This is a genomic window from Streptomyces sp. NPDC037290, assembly GCF_055603245.1.
The window spans coordinates 21,660-39,290 of the sequence record NZ_JBVJVZ010000015.1; the positions used below are offsets into that span (position 1 = coordinate 21,660).

17 protein-coding genes and 3 tRNA genes are annotated in these 17,631 nt (G+C 69.5%); 16 read left to right on the forward strand and 4 right to left on the reverse strand.

Features of this window, described 5'->3' with window-relative positions; genetic code table 11:
* Positions 1–44 precede the first annotated feature (44 nt).
* A complete protein-coding gene (locus ACZ7HQ_RS34560) occupies positions 45–1,310 on the reverse strand; it encodes an amidohydrolase family protein (RefSeq protein ID WP_470998763.1) in 1,266 nt (421 codons plus the stop codon).
* A gap of 318 nt (positions 1,311–1,628) precedes the next feature.
* Between ACZ7HQ_RS34560 and ACZ7HQ_RS34565 the strand changes: the two genes are divergently transcribed.
* The 6 genes from ACZ7HQ_RS34565 (at position 1,629) to ACZ7HQ_RS34590 (ending at position 4,451) form a co-directional block, all read left to right on the forward strand.
* Positions 1,629–1,701, forward strand: a tRNA-Thr gene (locus ACZ7HQ_RS34565).
* A gap of 46 nt (positions 1,702–1,747) precedes the next feature.
* Positions 1,748–1,820 (forward strand) — tRNA-Met (locus ACZ7HQ_RS34570).
* Positions 1,821–1,909: 89 nt separating this feature from the next.
* On the forward strand, positions 1,910–2,074 hold the full coding sequence (gene rpmG, locus ACZ7HQ_RS34575) for a 50S ribosomal protein L33 (protein WP_003948671.1): 165 nt from the start codon (positions 1,910–1,912) through the stop codon (positions 2,072–2,074).
* A gap of 153 nt (positions 2,075–2,227) precedes the next feature.
* Positions 2,228–2,680, forward strand: a complete 453-nt coding sequence (locus tag ACZ7HQ_RS34580) for an FAS1-like dehydratase domain-containing protein (protein WP_470998765.1) — start codon at positions 2,228–2,230, stop codon at positions 2,678–2,680.
* A gap of 7 nt (positions 2,681–2,687) precedes the next feature.
* Entirely contained in the window at positions 2,688–3,116 is a 429-nt protein-coding gene (locus tag ACZ7HQ_RS34585; protein ID WP_067045418.1) for a MaoC family dehydratase, read from the forward strand.
* A 279-nt stretch (positions 3,117–3,395) separates the two neighbouring features.
* Positions 3,396–4,451 (forward strand): UDP-N-acetylmuramate dehydrogenase, encoded by a 1,056-nt coding sequence (locus tag ACZ7HQ_RS34590; protein ID WP_470998767.1) that lies wholly within the window; start codon positions 3,396–3,398, stop codon positions 4,449–4,451.
* 7 nt (positions 4,452–4,458) lie between these two features.
* Here the strand turns inward: ACZ7HQ_RS34590 and ACZ7HQ_RS34595 are convergent, their stop codons facing one another.
* Positions 4,459–5,091 carry an NAD(P)-dependent oxidoreductase gene (locus tag ACZ7HQ_RS34595; protein ID WP_470998769.1) on the reverse strand — a complete coding sequence of 211 codons (633 nt, stop codon included), beginning with the start codon at positions 5,089–5,091 and terminating at the stop codon, positions 4,459–4,461.
* 106 nt (positions 5,092–5,197) lie between these two features.
* On the opposite strand from ACZ7HQ_RS34595, the gene ACZ7HQ_RS34600 reads away from it, so the two are divergent.
* A complete protein-coding gene (locus ACZ7HQ_RS34600; RefSeq protein WP_470998771.1) occupies positions 5,198–5,809 on the forward strand; it encodes a TetR/AcrR family transcriptional regulator in 612 nt (203 codons plus the stop codon).
* A gap of 76 nt (positions 5,810–5,885) precedes the next feature.
* Here the strand turns inward: ACZ7HQ_RS34600 and ACZ7HQ_RS34605 are convergent, their stop codons facing one another.
* Both ACZ7HQ_RS34605 and ACZ7HQ_RS34610 read right to left on the reverse strand, forming a co-directional pair.
* Positions 5,886–6,926 (reverse strand): adenosine deaminase, encoded by a 1,041-nt coding sequence (locus ACZ7HQ_RS34605; protein WP_470998773.1) that lies wholly within the window; start codon positions 6,924–6,926, stop codon positions 5,886–5,888.
* Positions 6,927–7,055: 129 nt separating this feature from the next.
* Positions 7,056–8,282, reverse strand: coding sequence for a pyridoxal phosphate-dependent aminotransferase (locus ACZ7HQ_RS34610; RefSeq protein ID WP_470998775.1), 1,227 nt, complete (start codon positions 8,280–8,282; stop codon positions 7,056–7,058).
* Between the two features lie 262 nt (positions 8,283–8,544).
* Between ACZ7HQ_RS34610 and ACZ7HQ_RS34615 the strand changes: the two genes are divergently transcribed.
* The 9 genes from ACZ7HQ_RS34615 (at position 8,545) to rpoB (ending at position 17,564) form a co-directional block, all read left to right on the forward strand.
* Positions 8,545–8,617, forward strand: a tRNA-Trp gene (locus ACZ7HQ_RS34615).
* 107 nt (positions 8,618–8,724) lie between these two features.
* Positions 8,725–9,012, forward strand: coding sequence for a preprotein translocase subunit SecE (gene secE / locus ACZ7HQ_RS34620; protein WP_470998777.1), 288 nt, complete (start codon positions 8,725–8,727; stop codon positions 9,010–9,012).
* A gap of 80 nt (positions 9,013–9,092) precedes the next feature.
* Positions 9,093–9,953: a transcription termination/antitermination protein NusG gene (nusG, locus tag ACZ7HQ_RS34625; protein WP_470998779.1), complete on the forward strand. Its 861-nt coding sequence runs from the start codon at positions 9,093–9,095 to the stop codon at positions 9,951–9,953.
* Between the two features lie 169 nt (positions 9,954–10,122).
* On the forward strand, positions 10,123–10,557 hold the full coding sequence (gene rplK / locus ACZ7HQ_RS34630) for a 50S ribosomal protein L11 (protein ID WP_030747472.1): 435 nt from the start codon (positions 10,123–10,125) through the stop codon (positions 10,555–10,557).
* Positions 10,558–10,657: 100 nt separating this feature from the next.
* Positions 10,658–11,383, forward strand: a complete 726-nt coding sequence (gene rplA, locus ACZ7HQ_RS34635) for a 50S ribosomal protein L1 (RefSeq protein WP_470998781.1) — start codon at positions 10,658–10,660, stop codon at positions 11,381–11,383.
* A gap of 120 nt (positions 11,384–11,503) precedes the next feature.
* Complete coding sequence (locus ACZ7HQ_RS34640; RefSeq protein ID WP_470998783.1) at positions 11,504–11,812, forward strand: hypothetical protein; 309 nt, start codon at positions 11,504–11,506, stop codon at positions 11,810–11,812.
* Positions 11,813–12,455: 643 nt separating this feature from the next.
* The gene (gene rplJ / locus ACZ7HQ_RS34645) at positions 12,456–12,986 is read left to right on the forward strand and encodes a 50S ribosomal protein L10 (protein WP_069779227.1); all 531 of its coding nucleotides are present in this window, start codon (positions 12,456–12,458) and stop codon (positions 12,984–12,986) included.
* Between the two features lie 116 nt (positions 12,987–13,102).
* Positions 13,103–13,486 (forward strand): 50S ribosomal protein L7/L12, encoded by a 384-nt coding sequence (rplL, locus tag ACZ7HQ_RS34650; protein WP_470998785.1) that lies wholly within the window; start codon positions 13,103–13,105, stop codon positions 13,484–13,486.
* Between the two features lie 592 nt (positions 13,487–14,078).
* On the forward strand, positions 14,079–17,564 hold the full coding sequence (gene rpoB / locus ACZ7HQ_RS34655) for a DNA-directed RNA polymerase subunit beta (RefSeq protein WP_470998787.1): 3,486 nt from the start codon (positions 14,079–14,081) through the stop codon (positions 17,562–17,564).
* Positions 17,565–17,631: the final 67 nt, after the last annotated feature.

Consider the following 17,631-nt stretch of genomic DNA (forward strand, 5'->3'; position numbering starts at 1 on the left):
GCACGGCGAGCACAGGCACACCTGCGTCGGCCGGCTCAGCCATCTCACGAGAGTTCCCCACGCCCCTGCCGCGGCAGCCCGAGTTCCGCCGCGGCCGCGGAGTTGCAGTACTCGCGCACCGCGCTCGTGCGGGCCACCACCCGGCCCCGGTGGACCACGATCCGGCTGTAGGCCAGGGACAGGGCGCCGGACAGACGGTCGCCGCGTACGGCGAGGAGCTCGGCGGGGAAACCGGCCTCCACGCGCACCTCCGGCAGGCCCAGCGCCGCGCGCGCCGAGGCACTCACGGCGTCGTAGGCGTCCTGGGGGCGCAGGCCGTGGGCGGAGGCGAGGAGGTAGGCCGCCTCCAGGGGGTCACCGCGGCCGACGGGGTTGGAGAGGTCGCGCAGGGCGCCGCTGCCGGCCGCCACCCGCACCCCGGCCGCGCGCAGCAGCCGTACCGGAGCGGCGCCCCGGCGGTCGGCGCCGCAGCAGCCGCCCTGGGGCAGGCACACGACCGTCACACCGGCCGCCGCCAGCTGGTCGGCGGCGCGTGACGCGGCCTCGGCGGGCAGGCGGGCGAGACCGGCGCAGGGCCCGATCGTCACGCCGGGGCGCAAGCCCCCCGCCATGGCCGCGAGCCGGGACAGGCGGGCCGAGTCGGAGGCGTCGGTGTGCAGATCCACCGGGCAGCCGTGCTCGGAGGCCACCTCCAGGACCGTCTCCACGTACCCCGTGGGGTCGGGGTCCAGGTCGGGACAGCCGCCCACCACGGAAGCACCCATCTTCACCGCGTCGCGCAGCATCGCCAGCCCGTCGGCCCCGGCCACCCCGGTCAGCAGCCGTGGCATCGCCACCGCCGTCAGCTCAGCGAGCCCGCGCAGCGAGCGCCGGGCCTGCAGGACGGCACCCAGCGCGCCGAGGCCCTGGACGTCCCCCACGCGTACGTGCGCGCGTGCCGCCGTCGCCCCGTGCCCGAGCTGCAGCAGAGCCGCCTCCGTCGCACGGCGCTGGACGGCCTCGGGGGCATAGGACACCGGCCCGGGGTGCTCGGCGGACAGCGCGGTGTCACTGTGTGTGTGCGGTTCGGCCGGAGCCGGGAGGAGCAGGTATCCGTTCAGGTCCACGCGCGTGCCGTTCGTCCGGGCCGTGCCCGGGGCCAGGCTGCCTGCCGTGCCCACCGCCTCGATGCGCCCGCCGCCCAGCCGTACGTCCACGGTCCGGCCGTCGGTGAGCCGCGCCCCGCACAGCAGCAGGGCGGCCGTGTCGGACTGGCCGGAGGATCCCGAGGAGTTCGACGGTGGGTGGGGCTGCGGCTGGCTGTCGGGCATCGCGCTCCAGGTTCGGGGCCGGGGGCTCGGGCGGACCCGCGTGAGGGTTCGGGGTTCGGGCACCCAAAGATCACGCAGAGTGAGTCGAGCCTAGGACGGCGAGCCGCGCCGGGCGCGCAGGAGCGCAATAGTCGTACCGGTGTGGCCTGCCCTTTGGCGGTACCCGAGTCGCCCACGCGCGCGTGCACCGCTTCCGGCTCCATGCCCCCACCCATGCGGCTCACGAGGCCGCTGCGAGGCCTGGGATGGAGGTCACGGCGGGCGGCCCGATATGGATTTGGGTGAACGGCGGCGGACCGTGTAATGTCTTCATCGCTCGCCCCAATAGCTCAGTCGGCAGAGCGTCTCCATGGTAAGGAGAAGGTCAACGGTTCGATTCCGTTTTGGGGCTCTGGTGTGAGAGGCACCCGCCGAAAGGCGGGGTCCGATCGCATCACAGCGGTGTAGCTCAGTCGGTAGAGCAAGCGGCTCATAATCGCTGTGTCACCGGTTCAAGTCCGGTCACCGCTACTGACGGTAGCCGATTGCGGGGTCGGTCCTTCGATCGGCTACTCTTTTTGCGTTGAATCAGTCCATCCGTTCGTCTTAGGAGCACTCACGTGGCTGCCACCGACGTCCGCCCGAAGATCACGCTGGCCTGCGTGGAGTGCAAGGAGCGGAACTACATCACCAAGAAGAACCGGCGTAACAACCCGGACCGTCTTGAGATGAAGAAGCACTGCCCGCGTTGCAACGCGCACACCGCGCACCGCGAAACGCGATAAATCAGGCTCGTACACGAGGCCGTCCCCTCCGGGGGGCGGCCTCGTGTCGTTTCACCGGCGATCAACGGCTGGGCGCCCGCCAGGGTGCGCATTCCCCGGCTGGTTTCCGGCTAATTTGGGGCCATCACAGCAGACATCAGGAGGTGCCGGGCCATGGCGCTCGACCAGTCCTTCGTGGGACGGACCTACCCGCCCACCGCGCCCTACGAGGTGGGCCGGGAGAAGATCCGGGAGTTCGCCGAGGCGGTGGGCGAGACCAACCCGGTGTACACGGACCCCGAGGCCGCGAAGGCGTACGGACATCCGGATGTGATCGCCCCGCCGACCTTCGTGTTCTCCATCACCTTCCGGGCCGCCGGACAGGTCGTCGAGGACCCGCAGCTCGGCCTCGACTACAGCCGGGTGGTGCACGGCGACCAGAAGTTCGCCTACCGCCGCCCGGTGCGCGCCGGCGACCGGCTGACGGTCACCTCCACCATCGAGGGGATCAAGTCCCTCGCGGGCAACGACATCCTGGACATCCGCGGTGAGGTGCACGACGAGGCGGGCGAGCACGTCGTGACCGCCTGGACCAAGCTCGTGGCCCGTGCGGCCGAGGGGGCGTGAGGACCTGATGACGGCGAAGATCGCGTACGACGACATCGAGGTCGGCACCGAGCTGCCGGCGCAGACCTTCCCCGTGACCCGTGCCACGCTCGTGCGCTACGCGGGCGCCTCCGGGGACTTCAACCCGATCCACTGGAACGAGAAGTTCGCCAAGGAGGTCGGCCTGCCGGACGTCATCGCGCACGGCATGTTCACCATGGCCGAGGCGATCCGCGTGGTCACGGACTGGACCGGGGACCCGGGCGCGGTCGTGGAGTACGGCGTCCGCTTCACCAAGCCCGTCGTGGTACCCAACGACGACCAGGGTGCCCTGATCGAGGTCAGCGGCAAGGTCGCGGCCAAGCTGGACGACAACACCGTGCGCGTGGACCTCACGGCGACCAGCGGTGGGCAGAAGGTGCTGGGCATGTCCCGGGCCGTCGTACGGCTGGCCTGACGACTCCTCCGGAAGCGGTCGCGTAGGGGCCGAGACGAGTGGTGTAAGGGGCGTCCTCCCTGGTGGGGCGCCCCTTACGTCCGTTCTGAGCGGGCCGCTTGGCAAGCCGGCGCGGGCCGGCATGCCGATGCCCTTCGCGCCGGTCGCCGGGATCCTCTCCGACCGTGCCGGCGGCCACGCGCGCGTACGCATGTCTGGGCCGTGCCCGTCGGCCCGACCGGTGGGCCGGCCCGTGCCCGTCCGTCCGGACTGGCGGAGCCGTCTCGTAGTCTTGGGCCCGTGCAGGTACTCCACGACGCTCCTCTTGCCCCGCTGACCACCTTCCGGCTGGGCGGTCCCGCGACGCGCCTGGTGACCGCGGTGACCGACGCCGAGGTGATCGCCGCCGTCCGTGAGGCCGACGACACCGGGACGCCGCTGCTGGTCATCGGCGGCGGCTCGAACCTGGTCATCGGGGACAAGGGCTTCGACGGCACCGCCCTGCGCATCGCCACCCGCGGCGTCGAACTGCACGGCACGACGCTGGAGCTGGCGGCCGGTGAGGTGTGGACGGACGCCGTCGCCCGCACGGTCGAGGCCGGGCTCGCCGGTATCGAGTGCCTGGCCGGCATCCCCGGATCTGCGGGCGCCACGCCGATCCAGAACGTGGGCGCCTACGGCCAGGAGGTCTCCTCCACGATCACCGAGGTCATCGCCTACGACCGGCGCGCCGGCGAGACCGTCACGCTGACGAACGAGGAGTGCGCCTTCTCGTACCGCCACAGCCGCTTCAAGGCCGACCCCGAGCGCTATGTCGTCCTGCGCGTCCGGTTCGAGCTGGAGGACGCGGACGGGCTGTCCGCACCGGTCAGGTACGCCGAGACGGCGCGCGCTCTCGGCGTGGAGCCCGGCGACCGGGTGCCGCTGGCCGAGGCCCGCGCGTGCGTGCTGAGGCTGCGCGCCGGGAAGGGCATGGTCCTCGACCCCGAGGATCACGACACCTGGTCCGCCGGGTCCTTCTTCACCAACCCGATCCTCAGCGACGAGCAGTTCGCCGTGTTCCACGCGCGCGTGCGCGAGCGGCTGGGGGACGGCGCCGAGCCGCCCGCCTACCCGGCGGGGGAAGGCCGTACGAAGACCTCCGCCGCCTGGCTGATCGACAAGGCGGGCTTCACCAAGGGGTACGGCACCGGCCCGGCCCGCATCTCCACCAAGCACACCCTCGCCCTCACCAACCGTGGCGACGCCACCACCGAGGACCTGCTGGCGCTGGCCCGTGAGGTGGTCGCAGGTGTCCGCGAGGCCTTCGGGGTCACGCTCGTCAACGAACCGGTGACCATCGGCGTCAGCCTGTAGGAGGCGCTCAGTACGCCACCCCCACCCCCTGCTTCACCGTCCCCTTGTCGTCGATCATCGCCAGCATCGCGTGGGCGACGTCCGCGCGGGCGATGAAGCGGCCCTTGCGCGGGAATCCGCCGACGACGGTGCGGTAGCGGCCGGTGAGCGGTTTGTCCTGCAGGCGCGGCGGCCGTACGGACGTCCAGTCGGCGCAGCTGCGGGCCAGTTCGGCCTCCATCTCGTGCAGGTCGGCGTAGACGTCCCTGAGGATCGCGGACACCAGGCCGCGCGCGGCGCGGTCCAGCGGGCCGTCGTCCGCCGGTGCCGGGCCGACGGGACCGGCGCTGACCACGAGCAGCCGTCGTACGTCCTCCGCCTCCAGGGCGCGCAGGACCGTACGGGTCAGCCGGGTGGCGACCCCGGCGTCCTTGCGGCTGCGCGGGCCCAGACCGGAGAGGACCGCGTCCCGGCCCCTGACGGCGGCACGCAGGTCCTCCGGGTCGGTCAGGTCCGCGCGGAAGACCTGCAGGGCGTCCCCCGCCGCGTCGAGCCGGGCCGGATCGCGGACCACGGCGGTCACCCGGTGGCCGGCGCCGAGCGCCTGACGCACGATCTGTCGGCCGATGCCGCCGGTCGCGCCGAAAACGGTGAGGTTCATGAGTGCTCCCGTATACTCGGGACGGGTGGGTGAGCGTTCACTCACCCATGCTTCCCCCTAGAGTGGGTAAGTAATCACTCACTCGTCAAGCCCGATTGGACCTCCCATGGAGCCGAAGCCGGCGCGTGTGCGCATCCTCGACGCCGCTCACGAGCTCATGCTCACCGTCGGACTCGCCCGCGCCACCACCAAGGAGATCGCCCGCGCGGCCGGCTGCTCCGAAGCGGCCCTCTACAAGTACTTCGACAGCAAGGAGGAGCTGTTCGTGCGCGTGCTCACCGAGCGGCTTCCCCGGCTCACCCCGCTCCTGGACAGCCTCGCCGCCGAACCGGGCCGCGGCACCCTGGCGGGCAACCTCACGGAGATCGCCCGCCAGGCCGCCCTCTTCTACGAGCAGAGCTTTCCGATCGCCGCCTCCCTGTACGCCGAGACCCAGCTCAAGGAGCGCCACTACGAGGCACTGCGCACGCTCGGTTCCGGCCCGCACAAGCCCATCCAGGACCTGGACGCCTACCTCCGCGCCGAACAGGCCGCCGGCCGCGTCCGTGCCGACGCCGACACCTTCGCGGCCGCCTCCCTGCTGCTGGGCGCCTGTGCGCAGCGCGCGTTCGCCTACGACGCCACGGACCCGGGGGAGCGGCCGCCGGTCGACGACTTCGCCGCGCGGCTCGCGAAGACGCTGCTGGGAGGAATCTCCGTCGCGCCGGCCTCCGCCTGAGCTCCACGCCGGGTTCGGCGGCCGTGACGCCTGTGCCTGTCCGCCCTGTGCCCGCTTCGGGCGGCCCGTGCCCGCTTCAGGCGGCCGGGCGGGTCAGCCATTCGTCGATGCCGGCCAGCAGCCGCGCCCTGACGTCCTCCGGGGCGGCCGAGCCCCGCACCGACTGGCGTGCCAGTTCGGCGAGTTCGGCGTCCGAGAAGCCGTGGGCATGGCGGGCGATCTCGTACTGGGCGGCCAGCCGGGAGCCGAACAGGAGCGGATCGTCGGCGCCGAGCGCCATCGGGACCCCGGCTTCGAAGAACGTCCGCAGCGGCACGTCCTCGGGCTTCTCGTACACCCCGAGCGCCACGTTCGACGCCGGGCACACCTCGCAGGTCACCTGCCGGTCGGCCAGCCGCTTCAGCAGCCGCGGGTCCTCCGCCGCGCGCACCCCGTGCCCGATCCGCGAGGCGTGCAGGTCGTCCAGGCAGTCGCGCACCGAGGCCGGGCCGGTCAGCTCACCGCCGTGCGGGGCCGACAGCAGTCCGCCCTCGCGCGCGATGTGGAAGGCACGGTCGAAGTCCCGCGCCATGCCCCGCCGCTCGTCGTTGGAGAGCCCGAAACCGACGACACCCCGGTCCGCGTACCGCACGGCGAGACGGGCCAGCGTACGGGCGTCCAGCGGGTGCTTCATGCGGTTGGCGGCGACCAGCACCCGCATGCCGAGCCCGGTCTCCCGGGACGCCGTCTCCACCGCGTCCAGGATGATCTCCAGTGCCGGGATGAGACCGCCCAGGCGGGGCGCGTACGACGTCGGGTCCACCTGGATCTCCAGCCAGCCCGAGCCGTCCCTCAGATCCTCCTCGGCCGCCTCCCGGACCAGGCGCTGGATGTCCTCCGGTTCGCGCAGGCAGGAGCGCGCCGCGTCGTACAGCCGCTGGAAACGGAACCAGCCGCGCTCGTCCGTGGCCCGCAACTTCGGCGGTTCGCCGCTGGTCAGCGCTTCCGTCAGGCTCTCGGGCAGACGTACGCCGTGTCTGTCGGCCAGTTCCAGGACGGTGCCCGGCCGCATCGAACCGGTGAAGTGCAGGTGCAGATGGGCTTTCGGCAGCTCAGAGAGGTCACGTACACGCTCCATCCCAGGATCCTGCCGTACGCACCTGTCACACCGGTAGCCGTTTCCCCGTACGTGGTCTTGCTCGCACAAACGAACGGGGGCCGGCACTCCCGAACATTCGGGAGTGCCCCAGTCCAAAAATGGACCACCTCAGGCCTTGGCCTCCGCCAGCAGCTTCTGGATGCGGCTCACGCCCTCGACGAGGTCCTCGTCGCCGAGCGCGTACGAAAGGCGCAGATAGCCCGGCGTGCCGAAGGCCTCACCCGGGACGACCGCGACCTCGGCCTCCTCCAGGATCAGCGCGGCCAGCTCGACGGTGTCCTTCGGGCGCTTGCCCCGGATCTCCCTGCCGAGCAGGGCCTTGACCGACGGGTAGGCGTAGAAGGCGCCCTCGGGCTCCGGGCAGACCACGCCGTCGATCTCGTTGAGCATCCGCACGATGGTCTTGCGGCGCCGGTCGAAGGCCTCACGCATCTTCGCCACCGCCTCCAGGTCACCGGAGACGGCGGCCAGGGCGGCCACCTGGGCCACGTTGGAGACGTTCGAGGTGGCGTGCGACTGCAGGTTGGTCGCGGCCTTGACGACGTCCTTCGGGCCGATGACCCAGCCCACGCGCCAGCCGGTCATGGCGTACGTCTTCGCCACACCGTTGACCACGACGCACTTGTCGCGCAGCTCCGGCAGCAGCGCCGGCAGGGACACGGCGGCGGCGTCGCCGTAGACCAGGTGCTCGTAGATCTCGTCGGTGAGCACCCACAGGCCGTGCTCGACGGCCCAGCGGCCGACGGCCTCGGTCTCGGCCTCGGAGTAGACCGCGCCGGTCGGGTTGGACGGGGAGACGAAGAGCACGACCTTCGTCTTCTCGGTGCGCGCCGCCTCCAGCTGCTCGACCGAGACGCGGTAGCCGGTCGTCTCGTCGGCCACGACCTCCACCGGGACGCCGCCCGCGAGGCGGATCGACTCCGGGTACGTCGTCCAGTACGGCGCCGGGACGATGACCTCGTCGCCCGGGTCGAGGATCGCGGCGAACGCCTCGTAGATGGCCTGCTTGCCGCCGTTGGTGATGAGGATCTGCGAGACGTCGGGCTCCCAGCCGGAGTCGCGCAGGGTCTTCGCGGCGATCGCGGCCTTCAGCTCGGGCAGGCCACCGGCCGGGGTGTAGCGGTGGTACTTGGGGTTCCTGCAGGCCTCGACGGCCGCCTCGACGATGTAGTCCGGCGTCGGGAAGTCGGGCTCACCGGCGCCGAAGCCGATCACCGGACGCCCGGCGGCCTTCAGGGCCTTGGCCTTGGCGTCCACGGCGAGGGTGGCGGACTCGGAGATCGCGCCGACTCGGGCGGAGACCCGGCGCTCGGTGGGTGGGGTTGCAGCGCTCATGGAGCCCATCGTTCCAGACCGGAAATGTCCCCGGCACACGGGTTTCACAGACTGAACAGGCACGGGTCGAGGCGTGAACAAGGATCCGAATCCTGTCCCCGGCCAGGACGATCTTTGGTCACGTGGCCCCGGACGGGTACTTTCTGTTCGACGCCGGGCCGTTGACCACGTACACTCTCACCTCGTTGGCCTTCAGCGGCCACCGCCGAAACCGGTGCACACCGCGCACCCGGCCGAATGCGGTACGTTGGGGGACACACAAAGGGTCGTAGCTCAATTGGTAGAGCACCGGTCTCCAAAACCGGCGGTTGGGGGTTCAAGTCCCTCCGGCCCTGCTACACACACCGCCAGGATGTGTGCGCATGTACGTACAGCAATGCACCGCCGTGCGGCTCAGAAACCGGGCGCGGCACGGCCACGACCCGGGACCAGGTGAGGACGAATGACGGACGCCGTGGGCTCCATCGACACGCCTGACGCCCAGGACGAGCTGCCGGAGTCCAAGAAGAAGGCCCGCAAGGGCGGCAAGCGTGCCAAGAAGGGCCCGCTGAGGCGCCTCGCCACCTTCTACCGCCAGATCATCGCGGAGCTCCGCAAGGTCGTCTGGCCGACGCGTAACCAGCTGACGTCGTACACCACCGTGGTGATCTTCTTTGTCGCCATCATGATCGCGCTGGTGACCGTGATTGACTATGGGCTCAACCACGCGGCCAAGTACGTCTTCGGCTGAGTCAAGAGCGAAGGGCGCCGTGGCACCGGCGCCCGTTTTCGCATGTTCCACCCCTATGTATCCAGGAAGAAGCAGCCATCGTGTCTGACCCGAACCTGAACGACGACGCCACCGAGCCTCGCGGGAACGCTGCCGAGATGGTGGACGACGAGCTCGACATCGTCGAGGGCGCGGACGAGCAGGACGAGTTCGAGGCTGCCGAGGCCGAGGCGGGGGAGCCGGCCGAAGAGGCTGCCCTGAACGTCGAGGACGAGGAAGAGGCCGACGAGGCTGTCGCCGAGGCGGTCCAGGAGGAGCCGGCCGAGGAAGAGCCGGCCGCGCCCGTCGACCCCGTCCAGGCACTGCGTGAGGAACTGCGCACCCTGCCCGGCGAGTGGTACGTCATCCACACCTACGCCGGTTACGAGAACCGCGTGAAGACCAACCTGGAGCAGCGCGCCGTCTCGCTGAACGTCGAGGACTACATCTTCCAGGCCGAGGTGCCGCAGGAAGAGGTCGTCCAGATCAAGAACGGCGACCGCAAGACGATCAAGCAGAACAAGCTGCCGGGTTACGTCCTGGTCCGCATGGACCTGACCAACGAGTCCTGGGGCGTCGTCCGCAACACCCCGGGTGTCACCGGCTTCGTCGGCAACGCCTACGACCCGTACCCGCTGACCCTGGACGAGATCGTCAAGATGCTCGCCCCGGAGGCCGAGGAGAAGGCCGCCCGCGAGGCCGCCGAGGCCGAGGGCAAGCCCGCCCCGCAGCGCAAGGTCGAGGTCCAGGTGCTGGACTTCGAGGTCGGCGACTCGGTCACCGTCACGGACGGTCCGTTCGCCACGCTGCAGGCGACCATCAACGAGATCAACGCCGACTCCAAGAAGGTCAAGGGCCTGGTGGAGATCTTCGGCCGCGAGACGCCGGTCGAGCTGTCCTTCGACCAGATCCAGAAGAACTAGTCCTTTTTGGACTTCGTGCTTCCGCGCAGGTCAGGCAGGCCGTCACGGTCCGCCTGACCTGCACGGTTTTTAGCCGCGCATCTATACCCGTTATCGTTGTGCGGTATGCCTGCGTCAGGATCGCGATCCTTGCGTCGGCATGGACCCGAATGAAAGGACCCGGAGAGCAATGCCTCCCAAGAAGAAGAAGGTCACGGGGCTCATCAAGCTCCAGATCCAGGCCGGTGCCGCCAACCCGGCCCCGCCGGTCGGCCCGGCGCTGGGTCAGCACGGCGTCAACATCATGGAGTTCTGCAAGGCCTACAACGCCGCGACCGAGTCGCAGCGCGGTTGGGTCATCCCGGTGGAGATCACGGTCTACGAGGACCGTTCCTTCACCTTCGTCACCAAGACGCCGCCGGCCGCGAAGATGATCCTCAAGGCCGCGGGTGTCGAGAAGGGCTCTGGCGAGCCGCACAAGACCAAGGTCGCCAAGATCACCGAGGCGCAGGTCCGCGAGATCGCCCAGACCAAGATGCCCGACCTGAACGCGAACGACCTGGACGCCGCGGCGAAGATCATCGCCGGTACCGCGCGCTCCATGGGCGTCACGGTCGAGGGCTGACCTCAACCCCCAGCAGTCATGCGGCCGTAGCCGGTCGCACGTGGCAGGGCCTGCTCGGCCCAGGGACCACGACTCCTTTCAGAACACACAGGAGCAAGTTGTGAGCAAGCGCAGCAAGGCTCTCCGCGCTGCGGACGCCAAGGTCGACCGGGAGAAGCTGTACGCCCCGCTCGAGGCCGTCCGTCTCGCCAAGGAGACCTCCACGACCAAGTTCGACGCCACCGTCGAGGTCGCCTTCCGTCTGGGTGTCGACCCGCGCAAGGCCGACCAGATGGTCCGTGGCACCGTGAACCTTCCGCACGGCACCGGTAAGACCGCCCGGGTCCTGGTCTTCGCGACCGGCGACCGTGCCGAGGCCGCGCGTGCCGCGGGCGCCGACATCGTCGGCGCCGACGAGCTGATCGACGAGGTGGCGAAGGGCCGTCTGGACTTCGACGCCGTCGTCGCCACCCCGGACCTCATGGGCAAGGTCGGCCGCCTCGGCCGCGTCCTCGGCCCGCGTGGTCTGATGCCGAACCCGAAGACCGGCACCGTCACCCCCGACACCGCCAAGGCCGTCACCGACATCAAGGGCGGCAAGATCGAGTTCCGCGTCGACAAGCACTCGAACCTGCACTTCATCATCGGCAAGGCGTCCTTCGACGACGCCAAGCTGGTGGAGAACTACGGCGCCGCGCTGGAGGAGATCCTCCGTCTGAAGCCGTCCGCCGCCAAGGGCCGCTACATCAAGAAGGCCGCCATCACCACCACGATGGGCCCCGGCGTTCCGGTCGACCCGAACCGCACCCGCAACCTCCTCGTCGAGGAGGACCCGGCCGCCGTCTGAGCCCTTCGCTCACCCTGGTAGCCGCGTCAGGTACGCGTGACTAGAGGGCGGGCCCCGCACCCTTCCAGGTGCGGGGGCCGCCCTTTCTTCGTCCCGCCTCACCGGGACATGCCCCTGTGCGTGCCTGTGGCCGCGCTCCTCGTCCTCCCCCGGCACGGCCGGCTGTACGACGGCCGTGGCCGGCGAGAGGGCCCCAGGCGGCCCGGCAGCGACGGCCGCGACCCGCGCGGCGCGTGCCACCGAGGACCTCTCCTCGCTGCCCCACCGGATCGCCGGGCGCGCGTCCGAGCGGGGCCGGATCCGGGTCGAGGGCTGGCCGCCGCCGACCCCCCGGCGGGCCGGGCGCGGATCACCACCCTCGACGGCGAGCGGCCCGGCTCCCTGGAACTGCGCCTGACCGACCGGCATCCGTACGCGAGCAGAGCCTGACCCTGGACGTGTGGCTCGACCGGCCGGGACCAGGTCAGGCGGCAGCACGTACGCGGCTCCGGCCCACCGGTGAGCTGCGGGCTGGGCCTCGTGTGGCGCCCGCGGCATGTGCGGGACCTGCGGCGCGTACGGCAGGTGGGCCGGGGCGGCGGCGACCCGGCGCAGTGTGGCAGCCGGCACCGCAGAAGCCGTGGCCGTGCCGACGTACCGTGGCGGTGCGGCAGAACCCGCCCCCCGGTGGAATCGCCTGCGGAGGGGGCCGTGGGGGAGTCTCGCTCGGGGGCAAGGGCCCCGGAGCGTGTCGCTGGCGGCAGGCGTGCCGGGACGGCGTGCGTGGAGGGGGCTGATGAGAGTCGGTCAGGGGCCGATTTGCTCGACGGAGCCCCGGTCCCGTACTCTCTTGCAGAAGCCAAAGACCGCTGGTCGTTGCCGTGCACTCGAGCGAGGGTGCGGTGGCCGAAGGATCCGCTGAAAAGTGGACGACCCGCGCAGGTGACAGTGGAAGAACTCCCGGAGTGCGCGCGCCGAGCGCGTGTGCGGCCGGTCGAGTCCGCCCCGTGCGCCTGCGCCGGGGCGTTTCGTTTTACCCAGTCCTCCTTCGGGTCCGCGCGGTCCGAATCACCCGGAAGGAGGCCGAGGCTCTATGGCGAGGCCCGACAAGGCTGCCGCGGTTGCGGAGCTGACGGACAAGTTCCGCAGCTCCAACGCCGCCGTGCTGACCGAGTACCGCGGTCTCACCGTGGCGCAGCTCAAGACGCTGCGCCGGTCGCTCGGTGAGAACGCCCAGTACGCCGTGGTGAAGAACACGCTGACCAAGATTGCGGCCAAGGAGGCCGGGATCACGCTGGAGGACCAGCTCTTCGCTGGCCCGACGGCCGTCGCCTTCGTCACCGGTGACCCGGTGGAGTCGGCGAAGGGTCTGCGTGACTTCGCCAAGGACAACCCCAATCTCGTCATCAAGGGCGGTGTCCTCGAGGGCAAGGCCCTCTCCGCCGACGAGATCAAGAAGCTTGCGGACCTCGAGTCCCGCGAGGTTCTGCTCAGCAAGCTGGCCGGTGCCTTCAAGGGCAAGCAGTCCCAGGCTGCTCAGCTCTTCCAGGCGCTGCCGTCGAAGCTCGTCCGCACCGTGGACGCGCTGCGCGCCAAGCAGGCCGAGCAGGGCGGTGCCGAGTAATTCGGCTCGCTTTCTGATCCTGGCCGCATGAGGCGGCGAGGGTCGCAGCGGGCCGACGTACGCCCGCCTTACCCAGTACATCCGGCACCTGCCGATTGAGTGGAAGGACCGCCATCATGGCGAAGCTCACCCAGGACGAGCTGCTTGCCCAGTTCGAGGAGATGACCCTCATCGAGCTCTCCGAGTTCGTGAAGGCCTTCGAGGAGAAGTTCGACGTCACCGCCGCCGCCGCGGTCGCCGTCGCCGGCCCGGCCGGCCCGGCCGCCCCGGCCGAGGCCGAGGAGGAGAAGGACGAGTTCGACGTCATCCTCACCGGCGCCGGCGACAAGAAGATCCAGGTCATCAAGGTCGTGCGTGAGCTGACCTCGCTGGGTCTGAAGGAGGCCAAGGACCTCGTCGACGGCACCCCGAAGCCGGTCCTCGAGAAGGTCAACAAGGAGGCTGCTGAGAAGGCCGCCGAGTCCCTCAAGGCCGCCGGTGCGGCTGTCGAGGTCAAGTAAGACCTTCCGGGTCCCAAGGACTCGAACACGCGCTCACCGCAGTCTCGTGGCGCCCTGAAAAGTGCCCCGTAGGGCTGTAACGCGAACGCATCGAAGAGCGATCATCCATCCGGGTGGTCGCTCTTCGGCGTATCCGGCGGGCCGACCACGGTTGCCTTGCACTCGCGACGGCGAGGGGTATGGTGATCTTCGTCGTGTCTCCGCCACGCTCCGCTTCGGGCTGGGGGGCCTTGACGAACCGCACGCAGCGCGCAATTCTCAGGACGCGTCGTCACAAGGATCCGAATCCGAGGCATGGATCGACGACGAAGAGGGCAGTATCAACGTGCGTTGAGGGCAGGCATGCCGAGGGCGTTGACAAGAGCGGTGAGCACAGCGAGGGTCTCGAAAAACCCGCACTGGACATCAGTGTGCCAAGTGGCTACACTGACCCTTTGCGCTGCCTGTTAGCTGTCCCCTGCCCGTCACCAGGGGTCTGCCCTCACTCGAGCACCGATGACAAGAGCTCCCTTGACCTGGGGTTTCTGTCGTTGTGTATGGGAGAGGGGCCGGCACGCGCGTAGTGAGTCCGAGCCCTCGGAAGGACCCCCTCTTGGCCGCCTCGCGCAATGCCTCGACCGCGAATACGAACAACGGCGCCAGCACCGCCCCGCTGCGCATCTCCTTTGCAAAGATCAAGGAGCCTCTCGAGGTTCCGAACCTGCTCGCGCTGCAGACCGAGAGCTTCGACTGGCTGCTCGGCAACACCGCCTGGCAGAGTCGGGTCGAGGAGGCTCTGGAGAACGGTCAGGACGTCCCCACCAAGTCCGGTCTGGAGGAGATCTTCGAGGAGATCTCCCCGATCGAGGACTTCTCCGGGTCGATGTCCCTGACGTTCCGGGACCACCGCTTCGAGCCGCCGAAGAACTCCATCGACGAGTGCAAGGAGCGCGACTTCACGTACGCCGCCCCGCTCTTCGTCACCGCCGAGTTCACCAACAACGAGACCGGTGAGATCAAGTCCCAGACGGTCTTCATGGGCGACTTCCCGCTCATGACGAACAAGGGCACCTTCGTCATCAACGGCACCGAGCGTGTCGTGGTGTCTCAGCTGGTCCGTTCCCCCGGTGTCTACTTCGACTCCACCATCGACAAGACGTCCGACAAGGACATCTTCTCCGCCAAGATCATCCCGTCCCGGGGTGCCTGGCTGGAGATGGAGATCGACAAGCGCGACATGGTCGGTGTCCGCATCGACCGCAAGCGCAAGCAGTCGGTCACCGTGCTGCTGAAGGCGCTCGGCTGGACGACCGAGCAGATCCTCGAGGAGTTCGGCGAGTACGAGTCCATGCGCGCCACCCTGGAGAAGGACCACACCCAGGGCCAGGACGACGCGCTGCTCGACATCTACCGCAAGCTGCGCCCGGGCGAGCCCCCCACGCGTGAGGCCGCGCAGACGCTGCTGGAGAACCTGTACTTCAACCCGAAGCGCTACGACCTCGCCAAGGTCGGCCGCTACAAGGTCAACAAGAAGCTCGGTGCGGACGAGCCGCTGGACGCCGGCGTGCTCACCACCGAGGACGTCATCGCCACCATCAAGTACCTGGTGAAGCTGCACGCCGGTGAGACCGAGACGACCGGTGAGTCCGGCCGTTCGATCATGGTCGAGACCGACGACATCGACCACTTCGGCAACCGCCGTATCCGCAGCGTCGGTGAGCTGATCCAGAACCAGGTCCGTACGGGTCTCGCCCGTATGGAGCGTGTCGTGCGCGAGCGCATGACCACCCAGGACGTCGAGGCGATCACGCCGCAGACCCTGATCAACATCCGCCCGGTCGTGGCGTCGATCAAGGAGTTCTTCGGCACCTCGCAGCTGTCCCAGTTCATGGACCAGAACAACCCGCTGTCGGGGCTGACGCACAAGCGTCGTCTGAACGCCCTCGGCCCGGGTGGTCTCTCCCGTGAGCGGGCCGGCTTCGAGGTCCGTGACGTGCACCCCTCGCACTACGGCCGCATGTGCCCGATCGAGACGCCGGAAGGCCCGAACATCGGCCTGATCGGCTCGCTGGCCTCCTACGGCCGGGTCAACGCGTTCGGTTTCATCGAGACGCCGTACCGCAAGGTCGTCGACGGCCAGGTCAGCGACGAGGTCGACTACCTGACCGCCGACGAGGAGGACCGCTTCGTCATCGCGCAGGCCAACGCGCCGCTGAACGACGAGATGCGGTTCGCCGAGGCCCGCGTGCTGGTCCGCCGCCGTGGCGGCGAGGTCGACTACGTCGGCCCCGAGGACGTGGACTACATGGACGTCTCGCCGCGCCAGATGGTGTCGGTCGCGACCGCCATGATCCCCTTCCTCGAGCACGACGACGCCAACCGTGCCCTCATGGGCGCGAACATGATGCGTCAGGCCGTGCCCCTGATTAAGTCCGAGGCCCCGCTCGTCGGCACCGGCATGGAGTACCGCTCCGCGGTCGACGCCGGCGACGTGGTCAAGGCCGAGAAGGACGGTGTGGTCCAGGAGGTCTCCGCGGACTACATCACCACCGCCAACGACGACGGCACGTACATCACGTACCGCCTGGCCAAGTTCTCCCGGTCCAACCAGGGCACCTCGGTCAACCAGAAGGTCATCGTCAACGAGGGCGACCGCGTCATCACCGGCCAGGTGCTGGCCGACGGCCCGGCCACCCAGAACGGCGAGATGGCCCTCGGCAAGAACCTGCTCGTGGCGTTCATGCCGTGGGAGGGTCACAACTACGAGGACGCGATCATCCTGTCGCAGCGCCTCGTGCAGGACGACGTCCTCTCCTCGATCCACATCGAGGAGCACGAGGTCGACGCCCGTGACACCAAGCTCGGCCCCGAGGAGATCACCCGGGACATCCCGAACGTCTCCGAGGAGGTCCTCGCCGACCTCGACGAGCGCGGCATCATCCGTATCGGTGCCGAGGTCATCGCCGGTGACATCCTCGTCGGCAAGGTCACCCCGAAGGGTGAGACCGAGCTGACCCCCGAGGAGCGCCTGCTGCGCGCGATCTTCGGTGAGAAGGCCCGTGAGGTGCGTGACACCTCGCTGAAGGTGCCGCACGGCGAGACCGGCAAGGTCATCGGCGTGCGCGTCTTCGACCGCGAGGAGGGCGACGAGCTGCCGCCGGGCGTGAACCAGCTGGTCCGCGTCTACGTCGCGCAGAAGCGCAAGATCACCGACGGTGACAAGCTCGCCGGCCGTCACGGCAACAAGGGTGTCATCTCCAAGATCCTGCCCATCGAGGACATGCCGTTCCTCGAGGACGGAACCCCGGTCGACATCATCCTCAACCCGCTGGGTGTGCCGTCCCGAATGAACCCGGGACAGGTCCTGGAGATCCACCTCGGCTGGCTCGCCAGCCGCGGCTGGGACGTCTCCGGCCTCGCGGACGAGTGGGCCCAGCGCCTGCAGGCCATCGGCGCCGACCAGGTCGCCCCGCGCACCAACGTCGCGACCCCGGTCTTCGACGGTGCCCGTGAGGACGAGCTGGCGGGTCTGCTGCAGCACACCATCCCGAACCGCGACGGCGACCGCCTGGTCCTCCCGTCCGGCAAGGCGCGGCTGTTCGACGGCCGCAGCGGTGAGCCGTTCCCGGACCCGATCTCGGTCGGCTACATGTACATCCTGAAGCTGCACCACCTGGTCGACGACAAGCTGCACGCCCGCTCGACCGGTCCGTACTCGATGATCACCCAGCAGCCGCTGGGTGGTAAGGCGCAGTTCGGTGGCCAGCGGTTCGGTGAGATGGAGGTGTGGGCCCTCGAGGCCTACGGCGCCGCGTACGCCCTCCAGGAGCTGCTGACCATCAAGTCCGACGACGTCACCGGCCGCGTGAAGGTCTACGAGGCCATCGTCAAGGGCGAGAACATCCCCGAGCCCGGCATCCCCGAGTCCTTCAAGGTGCTCATCAAGGAGATGCAGTCGCTCTGCCTGAACGTGGAGGTGCTGTCCAGCGACGGTATGTCCATCGAGATGCGTGACACCGACGAGGACGTCTTCCGCGCTGCGGAGGAGCTCGGCATCGACCTGTCCCGGCGCGAGCCGAGCAGCGTCGAAGAGGTCTGACGGGAGTCCGGCAGGGGCCTCACCACCGTGAGGCCCCCGCCGACCCCCAGGCCCCCGTTTCAGACCA